Raw genomic sequence first — 21,515 nt, forward strand, 5'->3', positions numbered from 1 at the left:
TTAAGTACAAAACTTAGTTAAACCTTCTTTTGAAGCTGCAAAACAAGAAATTTTGCTTTGTATTAAATGGAGTAGTATGATCCTCAGTGATGCATTTCATTTTGTCAAATCCAGCTTCAAGCTCTGATATCAATGCTTGTTCATCATACTGTTTTATTTCAAGTCCACTGCACTTTGTTGGTCCATCGGTTGAAAAAGTTCCTATAGCCATATAGCCGGATACACTTTGCTTCGCAATTTCCAGGTACTGGACAATTTTATCTTTTGTAGTAAGGAAATGGAATGTAGCTCTATCATGCCAGACGTCGTAGCTTGAAGAAGGCTTAAACTCTGTAATATCGCTTACAATCCAGTTTACTTTGTCGGCTTTGTTACCCAGACGTTTTTTTGCTTTGTCCAGTGCATTTTTTGAAATATCAAGTACGCTTATGTTTTCATAACCTTCGTCAAGCAGGAAATCCACAAGTTTACTATCTCCCCCTCCAATATCAATAATTTTTGCATTCTTAGATAGTCCAAATGAATGAATGAAATCCAATGAAGTTTTGGGAACTTCTTGTGTCCAACTTACCTGATCAGGGTTTTTAGTTTCATAAACTGTTTCCCAATGGTTTTTATTAACCTTGTTGTTCATGGTGATGGCTTTTTGAATAGGAGGTTATCTACGTTTTTATTCTCTTGTTTTGCAGTTATTTTACAACAGTTGGAATATTGATTCAATTCTTTTCAAACTGAAATTGCACCTATTTATTTTGATCTTGGTTGATTTATAAAGGAACCAAAGGGAAAGATCTTATGAGCAAGGTACATTTTATAGTTGGATTAATTGGTATCGTTGTACTCATCGTTGCGGGTGCTGCAACTGGTATAGTAAAAATAGGTGAAGCCGCGATTATAGGTGTTCTCGTATTCGCAGCTTCTCCTTTTATTTTCAAATTTGTACAAGCAACCAGAAAGCATGACGAGCGTTGACCGTCTGTAAAGTTATTCTTTTATTGAAGATCATTCAATAATTGGCCGCTTAACCTTTGCAGCTCAATTTCGGCAGTTTTTGCTGTAAATTGGGCTGAAAGAAGGTTGTTTTCTGCATCGGTAAGTTTTTGCTGGGTAATTCGTAAATCTATGTCATTTATATTACCGAGTTTATATCTTCCTACCGCAATATTCAGATCTTTGCGCGCGACTTCAACGTTTCCAACCTGAATGTTTACCAGTTGAATGCTTGTGAGGTAATTGTTATAATATTTATACAAGTCATTCTTCAGAGACAGTTTGGTGTCTTCGTATTGGGAAGTACTTGATTGGTATAGAACCTTTGCATTCTGGACATTTAAATTAGTGATTCCACCAGTGAAGATGTTCATGCTTGCAGTCACTCCGTATGTTAAACCATTTGATCTATTTAACCTTGCAGGACTCACAGGGTTTTGAGTTTTTGAATAGTTATATCCTCCAAACACACCGATTATTGGTAAATATTGACTTCTATAAGTCCCGATGTCATATCTTGCAATATTGGCATTCGCTCTCGAGGTCAATAACATTGCATTCTGGCTCTCAAGCTTCTGGGAAAGATCATTATAATCAAGTTTTGAATTAATTGGAATTTCTGGTCTTACTTCGAATGCAGTGGTGATTTCGCGTGCAAGAAGCCTGTTTAGATCTGCTTTGGCATTTCTGATAAGAGCTGCTTGTTGCAGGAGTCTTGTACTGTCAGCATTTGCATCAACCATTGCCTGATAAATAGCTTGTTCAGACCCAGTACCAATACTCTTCATACTTTGGGCCAGCTTTAATCTTTGAAGCGAAAGACTTATCGCCTCCTGAATTACATACATCATCTTTTGCTGCTGGACAATTGAGTAATATGTATTGATGATATTTGCAACTGTCACTTCAATATCTGTTCGAGCCTTTGTTTGTCCGGCTTTTTCAAGTTCCTGAAGTTTATTTTTTGTAATAAACATATTGAACCCATCGAAAATGGTCCAGTTGACAAGCGCATTGGCAGCGATGCTTTTGGGTCTAAGGCCGTTTGCATCCCTTGGAGGCGTTGGTGGTTGATATTCTACGTGAGTATTCACAAGATTGCCGGTATTGTTAAAGTTTAAGTCAACCGTAGGTAAAAATCCGGCATTCCCCAGGGTATTACTGTTTTCGGCAATCTTCTGATTATTCCGTGCTATTATAATGGAATAGTTATTTTCAAGCCCTGTTTGAATAGCTTTTTCAAGTGTAAGCGTATCCTGAGAGAAAGCATTTAAAAAGCTGGCTGTCCATATAACAGCCAGCATAAAAAATTTAATTTTATTCATATGAATATTCTATTTTTTTAGGCTCTTCTTTAACTTCTTTCTTTTTATTCTTCTTCTTTCTGGATAAGAATGTATACATCGCCGGAATTACATATAAGGTAAGGATTAAAGAGAACAATAATCCTCCGATAATTACAAGTCCCATCGGTATACGGCTTTTAGCACCAGCTCCGATAGCAAATGCAATTGGAACAGCTCCAAGAATAGTTGCAAGGCTGGTCATCAGAATTGGTCTTAAACGTGCTGCTGCCGCTTCACGTGCTGCATCCATTACAGATAATCCTTCTTCTATTTTGTGGTTCGCAAATTCCACGATCAAAATTCCGTTTTTCGTAACCAGACCAATTAATATAATGATACCAATCTGGCTGAAGATATTTAATGTCTGGCCAAACGCATACAAAGTTATAAAAGCTCCGGCAAGTGCTAGTGGTACGGTTAACATAATTACCAGCGGATCTATAAAGCTTTCAAATTGAGCAGACAATATCAGATAGATAAGTACAAGCGCTAATGTAAATGCAAATAGAATATTGGATGAACTCTCAGCAAAATCTCTCGATGGTCCGCTCAGACTGGTGCTGAAAGAGTCGTCAAGCAATTTTTTGGAAATCTGATCCATAGCTTCAATTCCATCACCAATTGTTTTACCAGGAGCAAGTCCGGCAGATACTGTTGCAGATTTATATCTGTTGAAGTGATAAAGTTGTGGCGGACTGTTTGTTTCCTCTATTTTCACCAGGTTGTCCATCTGGACCGGGACTCCATCTTTGTTTTTTACATAAAGCGAGCTCAGGTTCAATGGTTGATCGCGATTAGCCCTATCGAGCTGACCTATAACCTGATATTGTTTTCCATTCATATTAAAATAGCCAAACCTCTGTCCACTAAATGATAACTGAAGCGTTTGGGCAATGTCACTCACAGAAACGCCCAGAGCTTTGGCTCTTTCTCTGTCAGGTTTTACAATAAGCTCTGGCTTGTTGAATTTTAGATTCACATCAAAGCCCATGAACGTGGGATTTTTTCCTACTTCTTCCATAAACTTAGGAAGTACTGCTGACAGTTTTTTAAAGTCAGATGACTGTATAACATACTGGACTGGAAGTCCTGATTTTGCAGCACCACCACCTCCACTGATTGTCTGTTCCTGCACAACGAAGAGTTTTGCAGAAGGGAAGGACTTCAGATTTTTAGATAAGTAATCTGCAATTTCCTGCTGTGACCTGTCCCTGTCATGAGGGTCTGTCAAGGCTATTCTGAAAATGCCTGTGTTCATACCACCGGATCCTGAAAATCCCGGTGCAGTGATGGTCATTGCAATTTTATTCTCAGGTACTGAATCTTTGATGAACTTAGATACATTGTCCATGTAATTAAGCATATAGTCAAATGAAGTACCTTCAGGGGCTGTTGCAGAAACTCTTAGTACACTTCTGTCATCAAGGGGTGCAAGTTCGGACTGAAGATTTCCTTTGATATACCAGATGGTACCAAGTGAGCCAAGAAGTATGGCAATTGCAACCCATCTTATATTCAGGAATTTTCCTAATGAGCGACTGTACGCATTGGTCATTCCTACAAAGAATGGCTCGGACCATTCATAAAAGCGTGTTCTCTTCGTGTGATCTTTTCTCGCCAGTTTTACATTCAGCATTGGCGTAAGTGTAAGAGATACAAATGCTGATATTAGTACCGCACCCGCAACCACAATACCGAATTCCCGGAATAAGCGTCCTACAAAGCCTTCAAGAAATATAATCGGAAGAAACACCACTGCAAGGGTAATGGAGGTGGATATTACCGCAAAGAAGATCTCTTTCGAACCTTCATGAGCGGCATTTAAGGGATCCATGCCCTCTTCAATTTTTTTGTAAATATTTTCCGTGACTACTATACCGTCATCGACTACCAGACCTGTCGCAAGCACTATTGCAAGGAGTGTAAGAATGTTAATTGAAAACCCTGCAACATACATGATAAAGAATGCACCAATAAGTGAAACCGGAATATCTATCAATGGTCGGAATGCGATCAGCCAGTCGCGGAAGAACAGATAGATGATGATAACCACAAGCACGAATGCGATGATCAGAGTTTCCTGAACTTCGAGGATAGATGTCTTAATAAATCTAGTGTTATCGAGCGCAATGTCCAACTTATAATCTTCAGGGAGATCTTTTTTTATCTGATCAAATCTCTTGTGAAACTCATTGGCAATTTCAATATAGTTTGCTCCAGGTTGAGGCACTACACCAAGACCAATCATTGGGATGCCAGATTCCTTCAGCATGGTGTTTTCATTCTCCGCACCTAAAGTAGCTCTTCCGATATCAGACAGCTTTATAATTCTGGTGCCATCGTTTTTAATAATGAGATTGTTGAATTCATCTTCTGTTGTAAGCCTTCCCATAGTTCTTACGGAAAGCTCGGTAGCATAACCTTCAATCTTACCACTTGGCAGTTCTACATTTTCTTTATTTAAAGCACCCCACACATCGGCCGCAGTCAATTGATAAGAAGCAAGTTTGAATGGGTCCATCCAGATACGCATAGCATATTTCTTCTGTCCCCAGATCTGCACAGTACTAACACCAGGTATTGTCTGTAGTCTTTCAAGCACTACGTTTTCTGCATAGTCACTCACTTCTAGCTGGCTTCTGGTATTGCTTTGTAAGGTAAGAGCAATGATTGCATCAGAGTTGGCATCGGCTTTGGTAACAACAGGAGGGCCATCGATATCTAACGGAAGAAAACGAACAGCCTGTGAAACTTTATCTCGAACGTCATTCGCTGCGGTTTCAAGGTCTGCATCCAGGTTAAATTCAACAGTGATACTGCTTGTCCCTGTACTGCTGGAAGAAGAGATGGATCTGATACCGGCGATTCCGTTGATACTTTTTTCCAGAGGTTCCGTGATCTGTGATTCTATAATATCAGCATTGGCACCGGTATAGGATGTCTTTACTGTAATGACAGGAGGGTCAATGGACGGAAACTCCCGCACTCCGAGATATTTATAGCCGATCAGTCCGAATAGCACAATTACTATGGACATCACAGTTGCCAGAACCGGGCGGTTTATACTTACTGAAGAAATATTCATAGCAGTTTACTTTGATAAGGTTATGTTGACCTTCAGGCTGTCTTTTAATTGCATAATACCTGAAGTAATTAAAGTGTCTCCGGCATTCAGGCCATCGGTAATTTGAATGGCAGAGTCGTTACGCACACCAGTTTTCACATTTTTGGAAATTGCATAACCTTGTTTATAAACAAATACTTTTGAGCCGTTTTGCATTGGTACAATAGACTGCGTAGGCGCCATAATAGCCTGAGCATCTTTTTGCAATAAGAGATCAATTTTAATAAATGATCCTGGTCTCAGACTGAAGTCTTCATTGGAAGATCTGGCACGTACTTTTAAAGTTCTTGTAGCCACATCAACCATAGGTTCTGAAGCATATACTGTACCTTGATAAATTTTGTCAGATCCGGTTACAGTAAACTTTATATCTGAGCCTTTTTTTACAAAGGCTCCGTATTTTTCAGGGATGTCAAATTCAAGTTTTATCGGATCGATTTGCTGAAGAGAAGCTATGACTGTGGTAGGAGAGACGATTTCTCCTTCACTTACATATCGAAGTCCGATGATGCCGCTGAATGGTGCTTTAACTTCCGTTTTGCGTAATTGAGCAGATAGTAAGTCAAGATCTGCATTCAAAGTACTTGCCTGGTTGCTGGCAATGTCATATTCTTCCTGACTGATACCGCCAATTTCTAGAAGCTTTCTCTTGCGGTCCTCTTCTCTGTTAGCTAGCTCTTGTTGAAGCTTGATCTTTTTATATTGAGCTCTAAGTTCTTCATCAAAGATTTTTACAAGAAGTGTTCCTTTTGAAACTTTTGCATCCTCTTTAAAATGGATGCCTGTTACTCTTCCGGAAACTTCGCTTCTGAGATCTACTTTTTCATTTGAAAGTATAGTTCCTATAATTTCTATTTTATTATCCACCTCTTCAGGCTTTAGAATTAAGCCAGTGATAGATAAAGGTGGTGTATCTTTTGGTCCACGGATCTCTTTGACCTTCTTGCCAGAGGATGTGCATGACCAGACGATGGCCAAAATAAAAATAGCGGGAAATATGGTGGTTCTGATACTCATCGCTTTGGTTTTACTTAACTTTTTTAATTTTGAGTTTGATGTCTATTTTGCTTGAATGCAGGGCTTTTAGATTATTTCTTATCAGGTCGAGAGTATTGTAGAAAGTATTTATTTCCATTTCGCTCATTCCATTAAAAGCTCCTTGCTCCAATTCTTTATATGTTTTCCGTATTTGAGGAATCAATTTTTTGCCTTTGGCGGTCACTTGTAAAAGATGCTCCCTTCTGTCTTTCTGGTTTATGACTCTCTCCACGAGTTCAAGCTTGGACAAATGATCAAGATTGCGCAAGGTGGTAACTTTGTCGCAATGAAGTAGTTCGGAAAGTTGCTGCTGGGTTATCTTCCCTGAGTTTTCATCCAGAACCAACAACATATAATAATATCTATCCAAACCGGAGCTTTCCAGGTTTTCTACAAGAAATGCTAGGTAATTTTTAGCCAGATCTGTGCAGCGTTTTCCCAGCGGAGGTTCTTTTGATGAAATAATTCTCATTTAAAGCAACAACAATAGTAAATTAAGTTAATTGTTAGCAATATTAACTAATTGGAATTATAACGTAAATAAACAGACTAAAATTTAATTGTTTATCATTGTTCGTCTTTGAATTCCAGGATTTGGAATTCGAAAAATTAGGAACAGCAAATGGGGTATAATAGTTTGGAAAATATTTATTTGAATGCGAAAACTTAAAGAGATGAGTTTATATGTTTTGTGTTTTTATTTTTGCCTATTTTTTTAGGCATAGAAACGACCTTATAGGTTAAAAAGCAGACGATGGCGATTATAAAGAATAGTAGCATAACAAAAAAAATTAAGGTCTTTAGGTATTTATACGTGTTTTTAGAGGGTAAGTAACCTGATTTTTCACGAATTTTATTTCTGTGATATTAAACGATTTATGTAATGAAGAGGCTCCGGATTCCTTATCAGGTCTGTGTTAATATTTTTCCCTTATCCCCTTGTATGTCTACTATAATTAGATTTCTGATTATTAGTAGCTTATAGTGTTTAATTTGAATGCAAATACTAAAATTTGTTACAATTGGTCAATTTGTTTTGTTTTTAACATTTCTCCGATTAATTTTGAACCCTCCAAAGTCAATTACTCTGAACATGTAATTGATTTATAAAGAAGAGGGGAGAGAAAAGGCTCTTTGAACCTCTAGCAACCTATCCTTTTTGAGATAAGGTGCTAATTCCTTTCCTAAGATATTAGGGCATATAAATTAATTATGATGAAGAAATTAATTGAATATTACTACACCTTTCGTTATACCTCTTTCCTTAAGAGTAAAGGCCAGTCTTTTAATTTCCTCTTTATCTGTTGTTAGTTTTGTGCTGAATTTGTTGGTTTAATCTGGAGTTTAAAAAGTGGAAAACAAGACCTTTACATATAAGAATAATTTTGTTTTAGAGTCAGGACAGGTTCTTGAAAACCTTACGATTCAATATTCTACATTTGGAAAACTAAATAGTAGAAAAGACAATGTAATCTGGGTTTGCCACGCTCTTACTGCTAATTCAGAAGTACATACATGGTGGTATGGATTGGTGGGAGAGGATAAATTTTTTAATCCAGAGAAACACTTTATAGTATGTGCCAATATTCTTGGTTCTTGCTATGGAACCAGTGGTCCGCTGGATGTTAACCCTCGGACCGGAAAGCAGTATTTTCTGGAATTCCCGCAGGTTACAATAAGAGATATGGTAAATGCTCATATTCTTCTTAAAGAAGAATTAGGTATTTCTAAAATACATTCTTGTATAGGTGGTTCTCTTGGCGGTCAACAGGCAATGGAATGGTCTATCATAGCTCCTGATACAATTGAAAACCTGATCTTGCTGGCTACAAATGCTTTTCATTCTCCATGGGGAATTGCTTTTAATGAGTCCCAAAGAATGGCAATACAGGCTGATAAATCCTGGCAGGAGTGCAGAGAAGATGCAGGGCAGGAAGGTTTGAAAGCTGCTAGGGCTATAGCGCTTCTCTCATACAGAAATTATAATACTTACGTTTCCACACAGAAAGAAACAGACGACAATAAGCTGGATAATTATAAAGCATCCTCTTATCAGAATTATCAAGGGGTTAAGCTTGTAAACAGATTCAATTGTCATTCATACCTTTATCTTTCAAAAGCAATGGATTCCCACCACGTTGGACGTGGGCGAGGTGGAGCTGAGGTTGCTTTAAAAGCTATAAAATCAAATACATTGGTGATCGGTATCAAAACGGATATACTTTTCCCTGTTTGCGAGCAGATTTTCTTAGCACAAAATATTGTCGGAGCAGAATATCAGGAAATTGATTCTTTGTATGGCCACGATGGCTTTTTGATTGAAACTGAAAAAATTGCAAATATCCTTCAGGATTTTTATAAAAGAAAAACTGCTGCCGGATTGTTCTGATAAATTATTAAAATTAAGCATTAGCTGTTGAAAAATCCTGTTAATCACTATAATCAATCATGTGATTATAACTTCTAATGGCCGATTAGCATTGATATTTTTTTAAATACTTGTTTCCGATTTATTTTTCTTCCTTTAGTCTCTTCCGCAATATCTTTATCCGATAAATCGTATAGAAAAAAAGCCTATCTTTAGGGCTCTTAGTGTTTATACAGAAATCTGACAGAAATCAATTAATTCAATTCAAATGAAAAAAGGTATTCTTATTTTTCTGGGGATAATAGCATTTTTATTTATCCTCCTGTTAACCATTCCATTCCTTTTTAAAGATCAAATCAAAGCTAAAGTAGATGAGCAAATAGCAAAAAGCGTCAATGCTACTGTTGTTTTTGATTCAGATAAATTAGGATTGTCTCTTATCAGAAACTTTCCTAACGTAACTATTTCAATCGATGATTTTGGTATCATCGGAAAACAGGAAGAGTTTAAAGGCGACACGCTTTTCTTCGCTAAGAACTTTAAAGTTGTCGCAGATATCATGAGTGTTATTTCAGGAGATCAGATAAAAGTTAAAAGCATTTATCTGAATAAGCCAATTGTTGCAACATATGTAACAAAAGATGGAAAAATGAGCTGGGACATTGCTATAGCTACTCCTGAAGATACTGTAAAGAAAGCTCCTGAAGAACCTTCAAAATTCAGTATTGCTCTTGACAAATGGGAAATCGAAGATGGTCTTATTATTTATGAGGACAAATCATTGCCCATGTATGCTGAATTGAGAGGCTTTAACCATACTGGAAAAGGAGATATTACTCAGGATATATATGATGTTGAGACATACACTAAGTCTAAAGAGACAGTTGTTATTTTTGATAATGTTGCTTATCTGAACAAACATCAGGTGGAGGCAAATCTTAACCTGAATATTAACATGCCTAAATCCGAGTATAAGTTTCTTGAGAACAATATCAAGATCAATAATTTTGATTTCGGATTTGACGGACTTATAGCTATGCCAGGTGATGATATAATTTATGATCTAACCTATGCAGCAAAGGAAACAGATTTCAAAGACCTGATCTCTCTTGTTCCTGCGGTTTACACAAAAGACTATAATGACCTGAAAGCGGATGGTAAAGTTGCATTTAACGGAATTGTAAAAGGTAAGCAAACAGCAACAACGCTTCCTGGCTTTACCTTCAATCTTAAAATTGATAATGCAAGCATGAAGTATCCATCACTTCCTTCTGCTATCAGCAATATTGTTACAGATCTGAGTGTTGTTAATACTGATGGTATTATTGATAATACTGTTATCAACCTGAAAAAATTCCACATGGATATGGATAAAAATCCTGTAGATGCTCGTGCTCTTGTTGAAGGATTGAATCCATATAAAATTGATGCTAATATACTTGCTAAGGTAAAACTTGATGATGTAACTAAATTCTATCCTATAGAAGGAACTACTTTGAAAGGTCTTTTCGGTGCAGATGTAAAGGTGAAGGGTATGTATAGTGATTCACTGAAACTGATGCCTGTTGTAGATGCGAAAATGTTCTTACAGAATGGTTATGTTAAAACTAAAGATTTCCCTGCTGCATTAGAGCAAATGAGCTTTAACGCTGCTGTGCAAAGCTCTGGTGATATGCCGACATCTAAAGCATCATTGGAGAACTTTAAAATGGTAATGGACGGAGAGCCGTTTGAAATGAAGGCTAATGTTGTGAATTTTGATGACCCTGCCTATGACGTGAATCTGAAAGGAATTATTGATCTTACAAAAATGACGAAGATTTATCCTCTTGAAGATATGACCGTAGCAGGTAGAATCATTGCAGATATTGCAACTAAAGGGGTGTTGTCTGATGTGGAAGCAGGAAGATATGATAAAACTTCTACAGCAGGTACAATGAAGGTCTCTAATCTGAAATATTCAAGTAAAGACTTCCCTCAGGGAATGGCTCTTTCTTCAGCAAGTTTTACACTTTCTCCTGATAAAATGACTATCGATAACATGGATGGTTATCTTGGGAAAAGTGATATCAGCATAAAGGGATTTTTCTCTAATTACATGGGTTATATGTTCGGAAAGCAGGATACGGTCCTTCGCGGAAACATGAGCTTTAATTCTAAGAAATTTGATGTGAATGAATGGATGACGGATGAAGAGGCTACTACTCCTCAAGCTCAGGCCGAACCGGTCGATAGTGGTCTTGTCGAAATACCGAAGAACATTGACTTTTTCCTAGCATCTCAAATCGGAGAAGTTCTTTATGATAATATGAGTCTTAAAGATCTTAAAGGTAACATTATCATGAAAGATGGGATAGCGAGGCTTGAAAATCTTGTGTTCAATTCTCTCGGTGGAAATTTCCTGCTTGCAAAGGGAGAGTATAACACTAAGGATATAGAAAAGCCGTCATTCGATTTTGATATGAAGATTACAGAAATTCAGATTAAAGAGGCTTTTAAAACCTTCAATACAGTTCAGACATTTGCTCCAATGGCAAAAAATATGGAAGGTGTAGTTTCTTTATCCCTGAAGACAAACGGTCTAATGGATAAATATATGAATCCGCTTTATCCTACAATGTCTGGAGCTGGAACCCTAGCAATACCTAATGCTACGATTAAAGATAATCCTATTCTTGCTACAATGAGCAAGCTTACTATGGTAAAAGAGCTTAATCCGCTTGGAGTTAAAAATGTGATTGCTAATTTCAAGATTGAAGGAGGTAAGTTAAAAGTTGAACCATTTGACGTAAATTCAGGCAATTTCAAGATGAATATTGGCGGTGCTTCGGGCTTTGACGGAGGTCTTGATTACATTGTAAAAATGGATGTTCCGGCTGGTGCTTTAGGTTCTGCTGTAAATTCTGCTTTAGGAAAGATTACAGGACAGTCTTCATCAGGCTCAGAAAACATAAAACTTGATCTGAAAATTGGCGGTACCAACAGCGATCCCAAAGTTGGTATAGCTGGCAGCAGCGTTCAGGAGCAAGGGAAAGAGCAGGCAAAAACTGCTGTTGAAAACAAAGTAAAAGAAGAGATCAAGAACAATGCTCAGATTCAGGAAGCTCAGAAAAAAGCAGATGAGGCGAAGAAAGCTGCAGAAGAGAAAGTAAAAGCAGAGCAAGAGAGAATTAAGAAAGAAGCGGAAGAAAAGCAGAAAGCAGAGCAGGAAAGACTGAAGAAAGAAGCTGAAAAAGGCGTTAAGGATCAGCTTAAAAAACTTCCTAAATTTTAATCAGAATTATAATCAAACTAAAAGAGGGTGTTTCCAAAGGAAGCAACCTCTTTCTTTTAGTTATAAGTTGTAAGTTTTAAGAAAAGAGGCTTACAACTTACTACTTATAACTTACAACTTTTATATTTCCACCAGAGCAACTTCAGACACATAATAGCTCTTTCCGCTCTTGCATTCTTTGCATATGTACCTTGTCCGATTAAGTTTTCCTTTTATAAAGAATTTTCTTCCAAGTCGGAATCTTTGCCCTTCCGTAAGTTCCGATAAATAGACAAGATTGTCATCCTTATCAAATTCTCTTAAAGCCATCATCAGATTGGTATCTGAGCAAGTGGAAGCTTTAGGGTCTGCGATATAATCTTTTAATGCCTTCGACAAGGAGGTAGGGAAATCATGCCTTTCGAATATAGGTATTAGTAATTCAGAAAAGATTGCCTTCCATTGATCTCCGTGAGGCTTTATCCTGTTCCCATAACGGATCTGTGCTTTGAGGTGTGCCACTTCATGCAGATAGGTGACAAGAAATGAATAGGGGTTCAGGTCATGATTAAGCGTTATGGTGTGTTCCTTTGTCCTGGGATCATATCTGTAATCTCCGAGTTTCGACTCTCTTCTCCGGGCCAGCCTGAAGTAAAAGTGATTCTCATACCATAGCTTGTAACAATATGAAACTGTTCCTTTCGGAAGATGCTTTTCAAAAACTGTAATAAGAAGATTATCCTGCATTTTAGGTCTAAATAGGATTTTAAAATAAGAATTTGCAGGAACACTGGCTGGGGAATGTAAGGATTTTTTATTCCTGGTAATAATGGGACTTTTCCGCTTATTTTTCATACCCTTTTTTTGAAATTACATGCCAGAACAGGAAAAGTTTTACAAAAAATGGTCTAAATTTTCAACTTATCGTGTTTTCATGATATAAGAAAGCTTTAAAATTGTTATATTAGCTCCTTAAGAATTTTTAAATTAAATAAGTATGGTTGAAAATATAAAAACATCCGCTCTAAAAGGTGTTGTAGTAGGAGATCAGGTTCAGGAGATTTTCGAAGCAGCAAAAAAACATCAGTTTGCACTTCCTGCTGTAAACGTAGTAGGAACTAATTCTGTAAACGCTGTTTTGGAAACAGCAAAAGAAGTTAATTCACCTGTAATTATCCAGTTATCAAACGGTGGCGGACAGTTCTATGCTGGCAAATCTCTTCCAAATGACAAACAGCAGGCTTCTATAGCTGGTTCTATTTCTGCTGCTCATCACGTACACCAATTATCTTTAGTTTACGGTGTTCCTGTTATCCTTCATACTGACCATGCGGCTAAAAATCTTCTTCCTTGGATAGATGGTATGCTTGCAGCTGGTGAAGAATTTTTCAAAGCATACAAAAAACCTTTGTTCTCCTCTCACATGATCGATTTGTCAGAAGAGCCTCTTGAAGAGAACATCGAAATCTGCAAAGAATACTTAAAAAGAATGTCTAAACTGGGTATGACTCTTGAAATCGAGCTTGGTGTAACAGGTGGAGAAGAAGATGGAGTTGATAATTCTGATGTAGATAATTCTAAACTATATACTCAACCAGAAGAAGTTTCTTATGCTTACGAAGAACTTATCAAGATCAGTGATAAATTTACAATTGCTGCTGCTTTTGGTAATGTTCACGGTGTTTATAAGCCAGGTAGCGTAAAGCTTGAGCCAAAAATTCTTAACAAGTCTCAGGAGTATGTGAAGAAGAAATTTAATCTTAGCGCTGAAAAACCAATCAACTTTGTATTCCACGGTGGATCAGGATCTAGCCAGGAGCAAATAAGAGAAGCTATCTCTTATGGAGCTATCAAAATGAATATCGATACTGATATTCAGTGGGCTTATTGGGATGGAGTAAAGAACTACTACAAGAAGAATGAAGGATATCTTCAAGGTCAGATCGGTAACCCTAAAGGAGAAGATCAGCCTAACAAGAAATTCTACGATCCAAGAGTTTGGTTAAGAGAAGGTGAGAAAACCCTTGTAGCTAGATTGAAGCAGTCATTTGAAGATTTGAATGCAATCAATGTTAACGCTAAATTGTAATTGATATCATACCCTCAAAATCCTCCTTCTTTGGGAGAAGGGTTTTAGATGAGAAATATCTATATAAATAAAAAAGCCCCCGACATGTCGGGGGCTTTTTTATTTATAAATGTTTATTTAAAACTTAAAGATTTTCCTGAGGAACTTCGGTAACCTTACCTTTAAGAATAATCAGAAGATCGGTAAGTTTAGATTTAAGTTCTTTTCTATCAACAAGGAAATCAAGGAAGCCATGCTCCAATAAGAATTCTGCAGATTGGAAGCCTTCCGGAAGGTCCTTACCTATTGTTTCTCTGATTACCCTTGGTCCGGCAAAACCAATCAAAGCCCCTGGCTCAGATATGTTGAAATCGCCCAACATTGCATAAGAAGCAGTAACTCCTCCAGTGGTAGGGTCTGTCATTAATGAAATGTAAGGAATTCTTTCTCTGTCAAGAAGTGCAAGTTTGGCAGAAGTTTTAGCCATTTGCATCAATGAAAATCCGGCCTCCATCATTCTGGCGCCTCCGGATTTACTGATCATTAAAAAAGGAATTTTGTGCTTTCTTGAATAGTCGATTGCTCTTGAGATTTTTTCACCCACTACTGATCCCATTGAACCACCGATGAATTTAAAATCCATGCAGGAGATAACGATTTCAATTCCGTTCATCTTTCCTACAGCCGACCTCACTGCATCCTTAAGTCCTGACTTTTTTTGTGAAGCTTTAATTCTGTCTGGATAAGCCTGACTATCTGTAAACTCTAGTGGATCTGAAGAGCTAAGGGTAGGATCTAATTCAGTAAACTGATTATCATCAAAAATCAGTTCGAAGTATTCTTTTGATCCTATTCTGGCGTGGTAATTACATTCAATGCAAGTATAGGAATTAAGTACATGAGCACTGGTCTGCATGACTTTTTTGCATTCGGGACACTGATACCAAAGTCCGTCAGGAACTTCCTTTTTCAGTTCTGTAGGTGTTTGAATTCCCTTTTCTGTTCTCTTAAACCAAGTCATCCCTTATTCGTTTTGATTGTTTATTTTCACTATTTATTATAATTCTTAAGCTAAGTCTATTTCTTTGGTCAGATAAACATCCTGGACCGCATTTAAAAGTTCTACACCTTGAGAAAATGGTCTTTGAAAAGCCTTTCTTCCTAAAATTAGTCCGACGCCTCCAGCTCTTTTATTAATGATTGCTGTTTTTACAGCTTCTTTAAGATCATTTTCTCCTTTTGATTCTCCTCCTGAATTGATTAATCCAATTTTTCCCGAATAACAATTTGCTACCATGTATCTGGTGAGATCGATAGGATGGTTTGTTGAAAGTTCGGAATACATCTTTTCGTCGTATTTTCCGAAATTCAGGGCCTTAAAACCTCCATTGGTTTCGGGTAATTTTTGTTTGATAAGATCAGCCTGTATAGTCACGCCTATGTGGGTTGCCTGGCTGCTCATATCTGTTGCATTGTGATAGTCAACACCATCTTTTTTGAAAGCATTGTTCCTTGTATAGCACCATAGTATTGTAGCCATCCCAAGTTCGTGTGCCTGTTCAAAAGCTTCGGAAACTTCAATGAGTTGTCTGTTACTTTCTTCAGCACCAAAATAGATGGTTGCGCCGACTGCAACAGCTCCAAGGTTCCATGCTTCTTTTACTTTTCCGAACATAACCTGATTGTATTTATTCGGATAAGTTAGAAGTTCATTATGGTTGATTTTTACTATAAAAGGAATCTTGTGTGCGTATTTTCTGGCATTGATGGCTAATGTACCGAAGGTGCTTGCTATGGCATTAGAGCCGCCTTCAATTGCCAGTTTAATAATATTCTCAGGGTCAAAATAAATTGGATTTGGAGCAAAGGAAGCTCCTGCAGTGTGTTCTATATCCTGGTCTACTGGCAAAATAGATATATACCCAGTTCCAGACAGTCTACCGTGTTCAAGAATTGAAGCAAGGCTTCTCAGAACCGGTGTCGGGCGATTAGACAGTGCAAACGATTCATCTACATAATTAGGCGTAGGATTTCTTATCGATTGCTTTGTTATTGTCTCACATTGATGCTTCAAGAGGTAATCGGCATCATTTCCAAGCAGACTTAATATCTTATTGTAGGACATTTTTCTTCTATTGTAATGAAACTTTATCCAATACAGAAAAGCAAAGATATCTTTTTTTTCAAATCCTCCAAATTTGGATATTTCAAACACCTGTCTGAAAATCAAATAATTAACAGACAGATGTTTTGGTGATTTCAGAGTAATATTTTGAAAAAGGATAGCTTTACTTTACTTCCTCATAGTCTACATATTCCCCTTCAGAAGGTGATTTTCCGGACTTCTTCTGATTTTTAGGAATATAGTCAATGTCTATCGTCCCTTCTTTTTTTCTTGGACGTATTGGCTCTTGATTATTTGTGTTAAAACCATGCTGTTCAGCCATTTTTTTTGCCATGCGCTCAATAGCATACCTTAACAAAGGTTTCGTAAGCCACCTTATCGCCAGATAAATAAGAAATATAATTAATAAGACTTTAAACATATATCTATAAACTACCTGCTGAGGTATAAGTTCCTTTCAGAATAAAGTTTTAAGAAATAGTCGTCCTGCAAATCGTCAATGAAGTAGATTGCTTCACCTGTAGATTTCATTTCCGGACCAAGTTCCTTATTTACATTTGGGAATTTGTTGAATGAAAATACAGGTATTTTTATCGCATACCCCTTCTTTTTAGGGTTAAAATTGAAATCTTTAACCTTATTTACACCAAGCATTACCTTCGCGGCATAATTTACATAAGGCTCATCATAAGCTTTGCAAATAAATGGTACAGTTCTCGAAGCTCTTGGATTTGCCTCAATCACATATACTACTTCATTTTTTACAGCAAACTGAATATTTATCAAACCTACAGTATTTAAGGCTATTGCAATTCTTCTTGTATAGTCCTCAATTTGCTTGATTACGTTTTCACTAAGGTTAAACGGAGGTAAAACGGAGTGAGAGTCTCCAGAGTGAATTCCTGCAGGTTCAATATGCTCCATTACTCCGATGATGTAAACATCTTCACCGTCGCATATAGCATCTGCTTCGGCTTCCAGAGCATTTTCGAGGAAATGGTCAAGGAGTACTCTGTTTTCAGGAATATCTCTCAGGATGTCCACTACATGCTGCTCCAATTCCTTCTCATTTATGACGATCTTCATGCTTTGACCTCCCAATACATATGATGGTCTCACAAGTAGCGGAAATCCTAGCTCTTTGCTTAATTCAATAGCATCATCAGCAGTCTGAATAACACCAAATTTTGGATATGGAATATTGTTTTCTTTCAGAAGAGTAGAGAAACTTCCTCTGTCTTCAGCAAGGTCAAGCGATTGATAGTTTGTTCCAAGGATTTTTATTCCATAACGCTCAAGTTTTTCCGCAAGCTTCAGTGCAGTTTGTCCTCCAAGCTGAACTATAACACCTTCAGGTTTTTCATGCTGAATGATATCATACAAATGTTCCCAGAAAACAGGTTCAAAATATAGTTTGTCAGCAATGTCAAAGTCCGTAGAAACAGTTTCAGGATTACAGTTGATCATGATGGTTTCAAAGCCAGCTTCTTTTGCTGCAAGGATTCCATGAACGCATGAATAATCAAATTCAATTCCCTGGCCAATTCTGTTTGGACCAGATCCTAGAACAATGATTTTTTTCTTATCAGAGCGGACAGATTCGTTTTCTCCTTCAAAAGTTGAGTAATAGTATGGAGTTTTTGCCTCAAACTCTGCAGCGCAGGTATCTACTACTTTAAATACTCTTTGAATATTGTAATCCGTTCTTTTCTTGTGAACTTCGCTTTCCAGACATTTCAAAAGATGCGCTATTTGTCTGTCTGCATAGCCTTTTTTCTTTGCAGTAAATAACAGGTCTTTAGAAATATTATCTATTGTGTTTTTTTGAATTTCTTTTTCAAGCATTACAAGCTCCTCAATCTGATTCAGGAACCATGGATCTATCTTGGTAAGCTTATGAATGGTTTTAAACGGAATTCCCATAGCGAAAGCATCGCGTACATGGAATATTCTATTCCAGCTAGGATGCTCAAGGCTTTCAAGAATTTGATCTTGTTTAGTAAGCTCTTTGCCATCTGCTCCAAGTCCATTTCTCTTTATTTCAAGTGACTGACAAGCCTTCTGAAGTGCTTCCTGGAAGTTTCTTCCAATACCCATAGCTTCTCCAACAGACTTCATCTGTAAACCAAGGTGTCTGTCTGCTCCTTTGAATTTGTCGAAGTTCCAGCGAGGTATTTTAACGATTACATAGTCAAGTGCAGGTTCGAAATAAGCACTTGTAGTTTTTGTAATAGCGTTGTTTAATTCATCCAGGTTATATCCTACTGCAAGTTTAGCGGCTATTTTAGCAATTGGATAACCAGTAGCTTTTGATGCAAGAGCGGATGAACGTGATACCCTTGGGTTGATTTCAATAGCAATCACGGATTCGTCTTCTGGATTAACAGAGAACTGTACATTACATCCACCGGCAAACTGACCGATACCATTCATCATTTTGATAGCAAGGTCTCTCAAATGCTGGTAGGTAGTATCTGCCAGAGTCATTGCTGGAGCTACAGTGATTGAGTCTCCGGTGTGAATTCCCATTGGGTCAAAGTTTTCAATAGAGCAAATGATAATTACATTGCCTATGTTATCTCTTAAAAGCTCAAGCTCATATTCTTTCCAGCCCATTATGCTTTGCTCAACAAGAACTTCGTGAATGGGGGAGGCGTGTAATCCTCTGGTAAGTGCTTCATCAAAATCTTCAGGTCTGTTCACAAAGCCACCACCAGTACCGCCAAGAGTAAAAGAAGGTCTGATTACAAGAGGAAATCCTATTTCCTGAGCGATTTCTTTTCCTTCGAGGAAAGACGTTGCGGTTTCTCCTTTGCAGACTCCGACTCCCAGTTCAAGCATTTTAAGCCTGAATTTCTCTCTATCCTCAGTGGTCTCAATTGCTTTAATATCAACCCCAATAATTTTTACATTATACTTTTTCCAGATACCTGCTTTGTCACAGTCAATTGCCAGATTAAGCGCAGTTTGTCCACCCATTGTTGGAAGAACAGCATCAATTTTATGCTTTTCTAAAATTTCAATAATAGATTTTTTCTCAAGTGGCTTTAGATAGACATGGTCTGCAGTGACCTTATCAGTCATGATTGTAGCCGGGTTGGAATTAATGAGTACGACTTCTATTCCTTCTTCTCTAAGGGACCTGGAGGCCTGGGAACCGGAATAGTCAAACTCACAAGCTTGTCCGATAATGATTGGACCGCTACCTATGATCAAGACGGTCTTGATACTATTGTCTCTTGGCATTTATGATGGGCGTTTTATAAACAAATATTTAAATCTGATACAGAATAGGGAACTCATCGTTCCAAAGGATTTGGAAAATTCCTGGCCGGAATTTCAAAAATCCTACAAATGTATGGCAAAAAGTGATTAAAGTGAAAGGATGTAAGAGAAATGTGGATATTTAACAGTTTCTTGGAAAAATTAAATTTTGGTTTGGTATTATGTTATGTGTTTTATGAGTAAAAATTAGTATTTTTGACTTTTAGTAATATTCTGAGTAAATGTATTCATCCCTATTTTCTACCAGAAATTTTGCCTCTTTAGGTCTAATTTTATTTACAGCATTTTTAGCATTTTATTGTATTACCTCTCCAGGAATTCAGCTTAGTGATGACTCAAGAATTGCTGTGAATGCGCTTAATTTTATTTATAAACATGTGAATCAGTATTTATCGGATAAGGGTAATGAAAATATATTGTTAAAACCTTTAGTAATAAATTTTGCATTTATTTTATTAATCCCATTTCCTTTAAGGAATATAAGGGTAATGTTCTCTAAAGATTTCAATATTACAAATGAAATTACAACTCTTTCTAAGTATGTTGGGTATATTTTGTGTCAGCCATTTACGTTGTTAAATATTAGAAATATAATAAGTTGAAAATATGAAATTAAAGATCAGGTTTTCTTAATATGACCGCAATATCAGTTATAAATAGACTATAAATACTAATCAGAAATTGAATCTTCAAAACAGTTAATCAGTGAAAGATAATTTTACTCTCGACCATAACTCATCAAGACTTGCTTATCTTGACAGCTTAAGGGGGCTTGCCGCTTATAGTGTATTAGTATACCATGTGATAGGGGCACATTGGGGATACTTTAATGAAGCTCATTTATTTTCTATGATTTTTAATGGGTCTGATGCAGTTTCATTTTTCTTTGTGCTTAGTGGATTAGTACTTTCTTACAAATACTTCAATTCTCCTAATGCAAAAAATCTGGACTACAAAGAATTTGTTATCTCCAGAGTATTTCGAATTTATCCCGCTTTCCTGGTCATGATTTTGGTTTACTATTTTTATAAATACAAAGCCGAATTTAGTTTTGATCTTATCTGGGACACAATATTTCACAATAAGTACTTTCTATATGAAGAGGCTTCATTGTTGAGAATGAAAACGGACCTCTTTCTACCGGATTGGACTTTAGGGGTTGAAATTGCAATGTCCGTTTTGGTGCCGGTATTAATATTAGTTCTAAAGAATGATCGTAAGATGTTTCTTATGCTTATCCCGGTATTTTTTATACTGAATAAGTATTTCAGCATTTTCATTTTTCATTTTGCTCTAGGTGTATTAATAGCTTACTACTTTCCAAAAATTCAGTCCTATGACTTTAAAAAATCAAAATGGTATACTTTCCGCTATATTTTATATGTAGGAATTTTTCTTATGTATGGAATTAGACATTTATCCAGAATTCATCCTTTTGGCCCAACCTATGATTATATCTCCGGAAGTTTAATTGGCCTCGATTTCTTCCACATTACAGGACTTGCTTCTGCTTTGATAATTGTGTTAATAATCAACAACATTAGATTACAGAACGCACTTTGTGTTGCACCTTTAAGATTTCTTGGAAAAATCTCATATGGTGTATATCTGATCCACTGGTTTGTAATAGGTAATCTTTTGATGGAAAATTTTGACATGTTCCTAAAGTTTTTTGGAAGTGAATTAAGAACTTTAGTTGGGTTTATTATAATGGCCTCAGTTGTAACTATTGTCCTGGCTACTGTCTTGTATAAATTGGTTGAAGAGCCTGCAATTAATGCTGGCAGAAGATTTATACAAAATTTAAGGGAGAAAGGAACATCGACAGAAACAGAGTTGCTAGCGGAAACAAAATAAATAGGCGTTAAATATTTTGCAGGAATAAATGTTACAACTGAATTGGATGCATTTATTCCTG

General features: G+C 36.9%; 15 protein-coding genes and 1 riboswitch. Of the genes, 5 read left to right on the forward strand and 10 right to left on the reverse strand.

Annotation, left to right across the window (positions count from 1 at the left end):
- Positions 1 to 13 precede the first annotated feature (13 nt).
- Positions 14 to 634, reverse strand: a complete 621-nt coding sequence (locus K350_RS0116020; protein ID WP_028980771.1) for a class I SAM-dependent methyltransferase — start codon at positions 632 to 634, stop codon at positions 14 to 16.
- A 161-nt stretch (positions 635 to 795) separates the two neighbouring features.
- On the opposite strand from K350_RS0116020, the gene K350_RS0116025 reads away from it, so the two are divergent.
- Positions 796 to 972: a hypothetical protein gene (locus K350_RS0116025; protein WP_156027063.1), complete on the forward strand. Its 177-nt coding sequence runs from the start codon at positions 796 to 798 to the stop codon at positions 970 to 972.
- A 20-nt stretch (positions 973 to 992) separates the two neighbouring features.
- Here K350_RS0116025 and K350_RS0116030 read toward each other — a convergent pair whose 3' ends face one another.
- Genes K350_RS0116030 through K350_RS31370 form a run of 4 tightly spaced genes read right to left on the reverse strand, consistent with a single transcriptional unit; the run spans position 993 to position 6,970 of the window.
- The gene (locus K350_RS0116030; RefSeq protein ID WP_028980773.1) at positions 993 to 2,315 is read right to left on the reverse strand and encodes a TolC family protein; all 1,323 of its coding nucleotides are present in this window, start codon (positions 2,313 to 2,315) and stop codon (positions 993 to 995) included.
- A complete protein-coding gene (locus K350_RS0116035) occupies positions 2,308 to 5,421 on the reverse strand; it encodes an efflux RND transporter permease subunit (RefSeq protein WP_028980774.1) in 3,114 nt (1,037 codons plus the stop codon). The genes K350_RS0116030 and K350_RS0116035 overlap by 8 nt, the downstream gene beginning before the upstream one ends.
- 6 nt (positions 5,422 to 5,427) lie before the next feature.
- Positions 5,428 to 6,477, reverse strand: coding sequence for an efflux RND transporter periplasmic adaptor subunit (locus K350_RS29130; protein WP_037575985.1), 1,050 nt, complete (start codon positions 6,475 to 6,477; stop codon positions 5,428 to 5,430).
- 10 nt (positions 6,478 to 6,487) lie between these two features.
- A complete protein-coding gene (locus tag K350_RS31370) occupies positions 6,488 to 6,970 on the reverse strand; it encodes a MarR family winged helix-turn-helix transcriptional regulator (protein ID WP_051313202.1) in 483 nt (160 codons plus the stop codon).
- A 629-nt stretch (positions 6,971 to 7,599) separates the two neighbouring features.
- Positions 7,600 to 7,706: riboswitch (SAM riboswitch) on the forward strand.
- Positions 7,707 to 7,849: 143 nt separating this feature from the next.
- On the opposite strand from K350_RS31370, the gene K350_RS0116050 reads away from it, so the two are divergent.
- Both K350_RS0116050 and K350_RS29140 read left to right on the forward strand, forming a co-directional pair.
- Complete coding sequence (locus tag K350_RS0116050) at positions 7,850 to 8,887, forward strand: homoserine O-acetyltransferase family protein (RefSeq protein WP_028980775.1); 1,038 nt, start codon at positions 7,850 to 7,852, stop codon at positions 8,885 to 8,887.
- Positions 8,888 to 9,134: 247 nt separating this feature from the next.
- A complete protein-coding gene (locus K350_RS29140; RefSeq protein WP_051313203.1) occupies positions 9,135 to 12,140 on the forward strand; it encodes an AsmA family protein in 3,006 nt (1,001 codons plus the stop codon).
- A gap of 120 nt (positions 12,141 to 12,260) precedes the next feature.
- Here the strand turns inward: K350_RS29140 and K350_RS0116060 are convergent, their stop codons facing one another.
- On the reverse strand, positions 12,261 to 12,974 hold the full coding sequence (locus K350_RS0116060) for a SprT-like domain-containing protein (protein WP_081671034.1): 714 nt from the start codon (positions 12,972 to 12,974) through the stop codon (positions 12,261 to 12,263).
- Positions 12,975 to 13,116: 142 nt separating this feature from the next.
- On the opposite strand from K350_RS0116060, the gene fbaA reads away from it, so the two are divergent.
- The gene (gene fbaA / locus K350_RS0116065) at positions 13,117 to 14,208 is read left to right on the forward strand and encodes a class II fructose-bisphosphate aldolase (RefSeq protein WP_028980777.1); all 1,092 of its coding nucleotides are present in this window, start codon (positions 13,117 to 13,119) and stop codon (positions 14,206 to 14,208) included.
- Between the two features lie 124 nt (positions 14,209 to 14,332).
- Here fbaA and accD read toward each other — a convergent pair whose 3' ends face one another.
- From accD to carB, 4 genes are all read right to left on the reverse strand, one after another.
- Entirely contained in the window at positions 14,333 to 15,208 is an 876-nt protein-coding gene (gene accD, locus K350_RS0116070; protein ID WP_028980778.1) for an acetyl-CoA carboxylase, carboxyltransferase subunit beta, read from the reverse strand.
- Between the two features lie 45 nt (positions 15,209 to 15,253).
- Entirely contained in the window at positions 15,254 to 16,312 is a 1,059-nt protein-coding gene (locus K350_RS0116075) for a class I fructose-bisphosphate aldolase (RefSeq protein ID WP_028980779.1), read from the reverse strand.
- Between the two features lie 163 nt (positions 16,313 to 16,475).
- Positions 16,476 to 16,733, reverse strand: coding sequence for a DUF4834 family protein (locus K350_RS32040; protein WP_037575987.1), 258 nt, complete (start codon positions 16,731 to 16,733; stop codon positions 16,476 to 16,478).
- An 11-nt stretch (positions 16,734 to 16,744) separates the two neighbouring features.
- On the reverse strand, positions 16,745 to 19,558 hold the full coding sequence (gene carB / locus K350_RS0116085) for a carbamoyl-phosphate synthase large subunit (RefSeq protein WP_028980781.1): 2,814 nt from the start codon (positions 19,556 to 19,558) through the stop codon (positions 16,745 to 16,747).
- A gap of 744 nt (positions 19,559 to 20,302) precedes the next feature.
- On the opposite strand from carB, the gene K350_RS0116095 reads away from it, so the two are divergent.
- Entirely contained in the window at positions 20,303 to 21,454 is a 1,152-nt protein-coding gene (locus K350_RS0116095) for an acyltransferase family protein (RefSeq protein WP_028980783.1), read from the forward strand.
- The last annotated feature ends 61 nt before the right edge of the window (positions 21,455 to 21,515 follow it).

The sequence above is a fragment of the Sporocytophaga myxococcoides DSM 11118 genome (assembly GCF_000426725.1).
GTDB classification, from domain to species: Bacteria; Bacteroidota; Bacteroidia; order Cytophagales; family Cytophagaceae; genus Sporocytophaga; species Sporocytophaga myxococcoides.

What these genes read in the sequence shown, in the direction of transcription:
- fbaA (WP_028980777.1), top strand. Translation starts at nt 13,117, where the DNA reads ATGGTTGAAAATATAAAAACATCCGCTCTAAAAGGTGTTGTAGTAGGA.
- K350_RS0116020 (WP_028980771.1), bottom strand. Translation starts at nt 634, where the DNA reads ATGAACAACAAGGTTAATAAAAACCATTGGGAAACAGTTTATGAAACT.
- K350_RS32040 (WP_037575987.1), bottom strand. Translation starts at nt 16,733, where the DNA reads ATGTTTAAAGTCTTATTAATTATATTTCTTATTTATCTGGCGATAAGG.
- K350_RS0116060 (WP_081671034.1), bottom strand. Translation starts at nt 12,974, where the DNA reads ATGAAAAATAAGCGGAAAAGTCCCATTATTACCAGGAATAAAAAATCC.
- K350_RS29140 (WP_051313203.1), top strand. Translation starts at nt 9,135, where the DNA reads ATGAAAAAAGGTATTCTTATTTTTCTGGGGATAATAGCATTTTTATTT.
- K350_RS0116030 (WP_028980773.1), bottom strand. Translation starts at nt 2,315, where the DNA reads ATGAATAAAATTAAATTTTTTATGCTGGCTGTTATATGGACAGCCAGC.
- accD (WP_028980778.1), bottom strand. Translation starts at nt 15,208, where the DNA reads ATGACTTGGTTTAAGAGAACAGAAAAGGGAATTCAAACACCTACAGAA.
- K350_RS0116035 (WP_028980774.1), bottom strand. Translation starts at nt 5,421, where the DNA reads ATGAATATTTCTTCAGTAAGTATAAACCGCCCGGTTCTGGCAACTGTG.
- K350_RS31370 (WP_051313202.1), bottom strand. Translation starts at nt 6,970, where the DNA reads ATGAGAATTATTTCATCAAAAGAACCTCCGCTGGGAAAACGCTGCACA.
- K350_RS0116025 (WP_156027063.1), top strand. Translation starts at nt 796, where the DNA reads ATGAGCAAGGTACATTTTATAGTTGGATTAATTGGTATCGTTGTACTC.
- carB (WP_028980781.1), bottom strand. Translation starts at nt 19,558, where the DNA reads ATGCCAAGAGACAATAGTATCAAGACCGTCTTGATCATAGGTAGCGGT.
- K350_RS29130 (WP_037575985.1), bottom strand. Translation starts at nt 6,477, where the DNA reads ATGAGTATCAGAACCACCATATTTCCCGCTATTTTTATTTTGGCCATC.
- K350_RS0116075 (WP_028980779.1), bottom strand. Translation starts at nt 16,312, where the DNA reads ATGTCCTACAATAAGATATTAAGTCTGCTTGGAAATGATGCCGATTAC.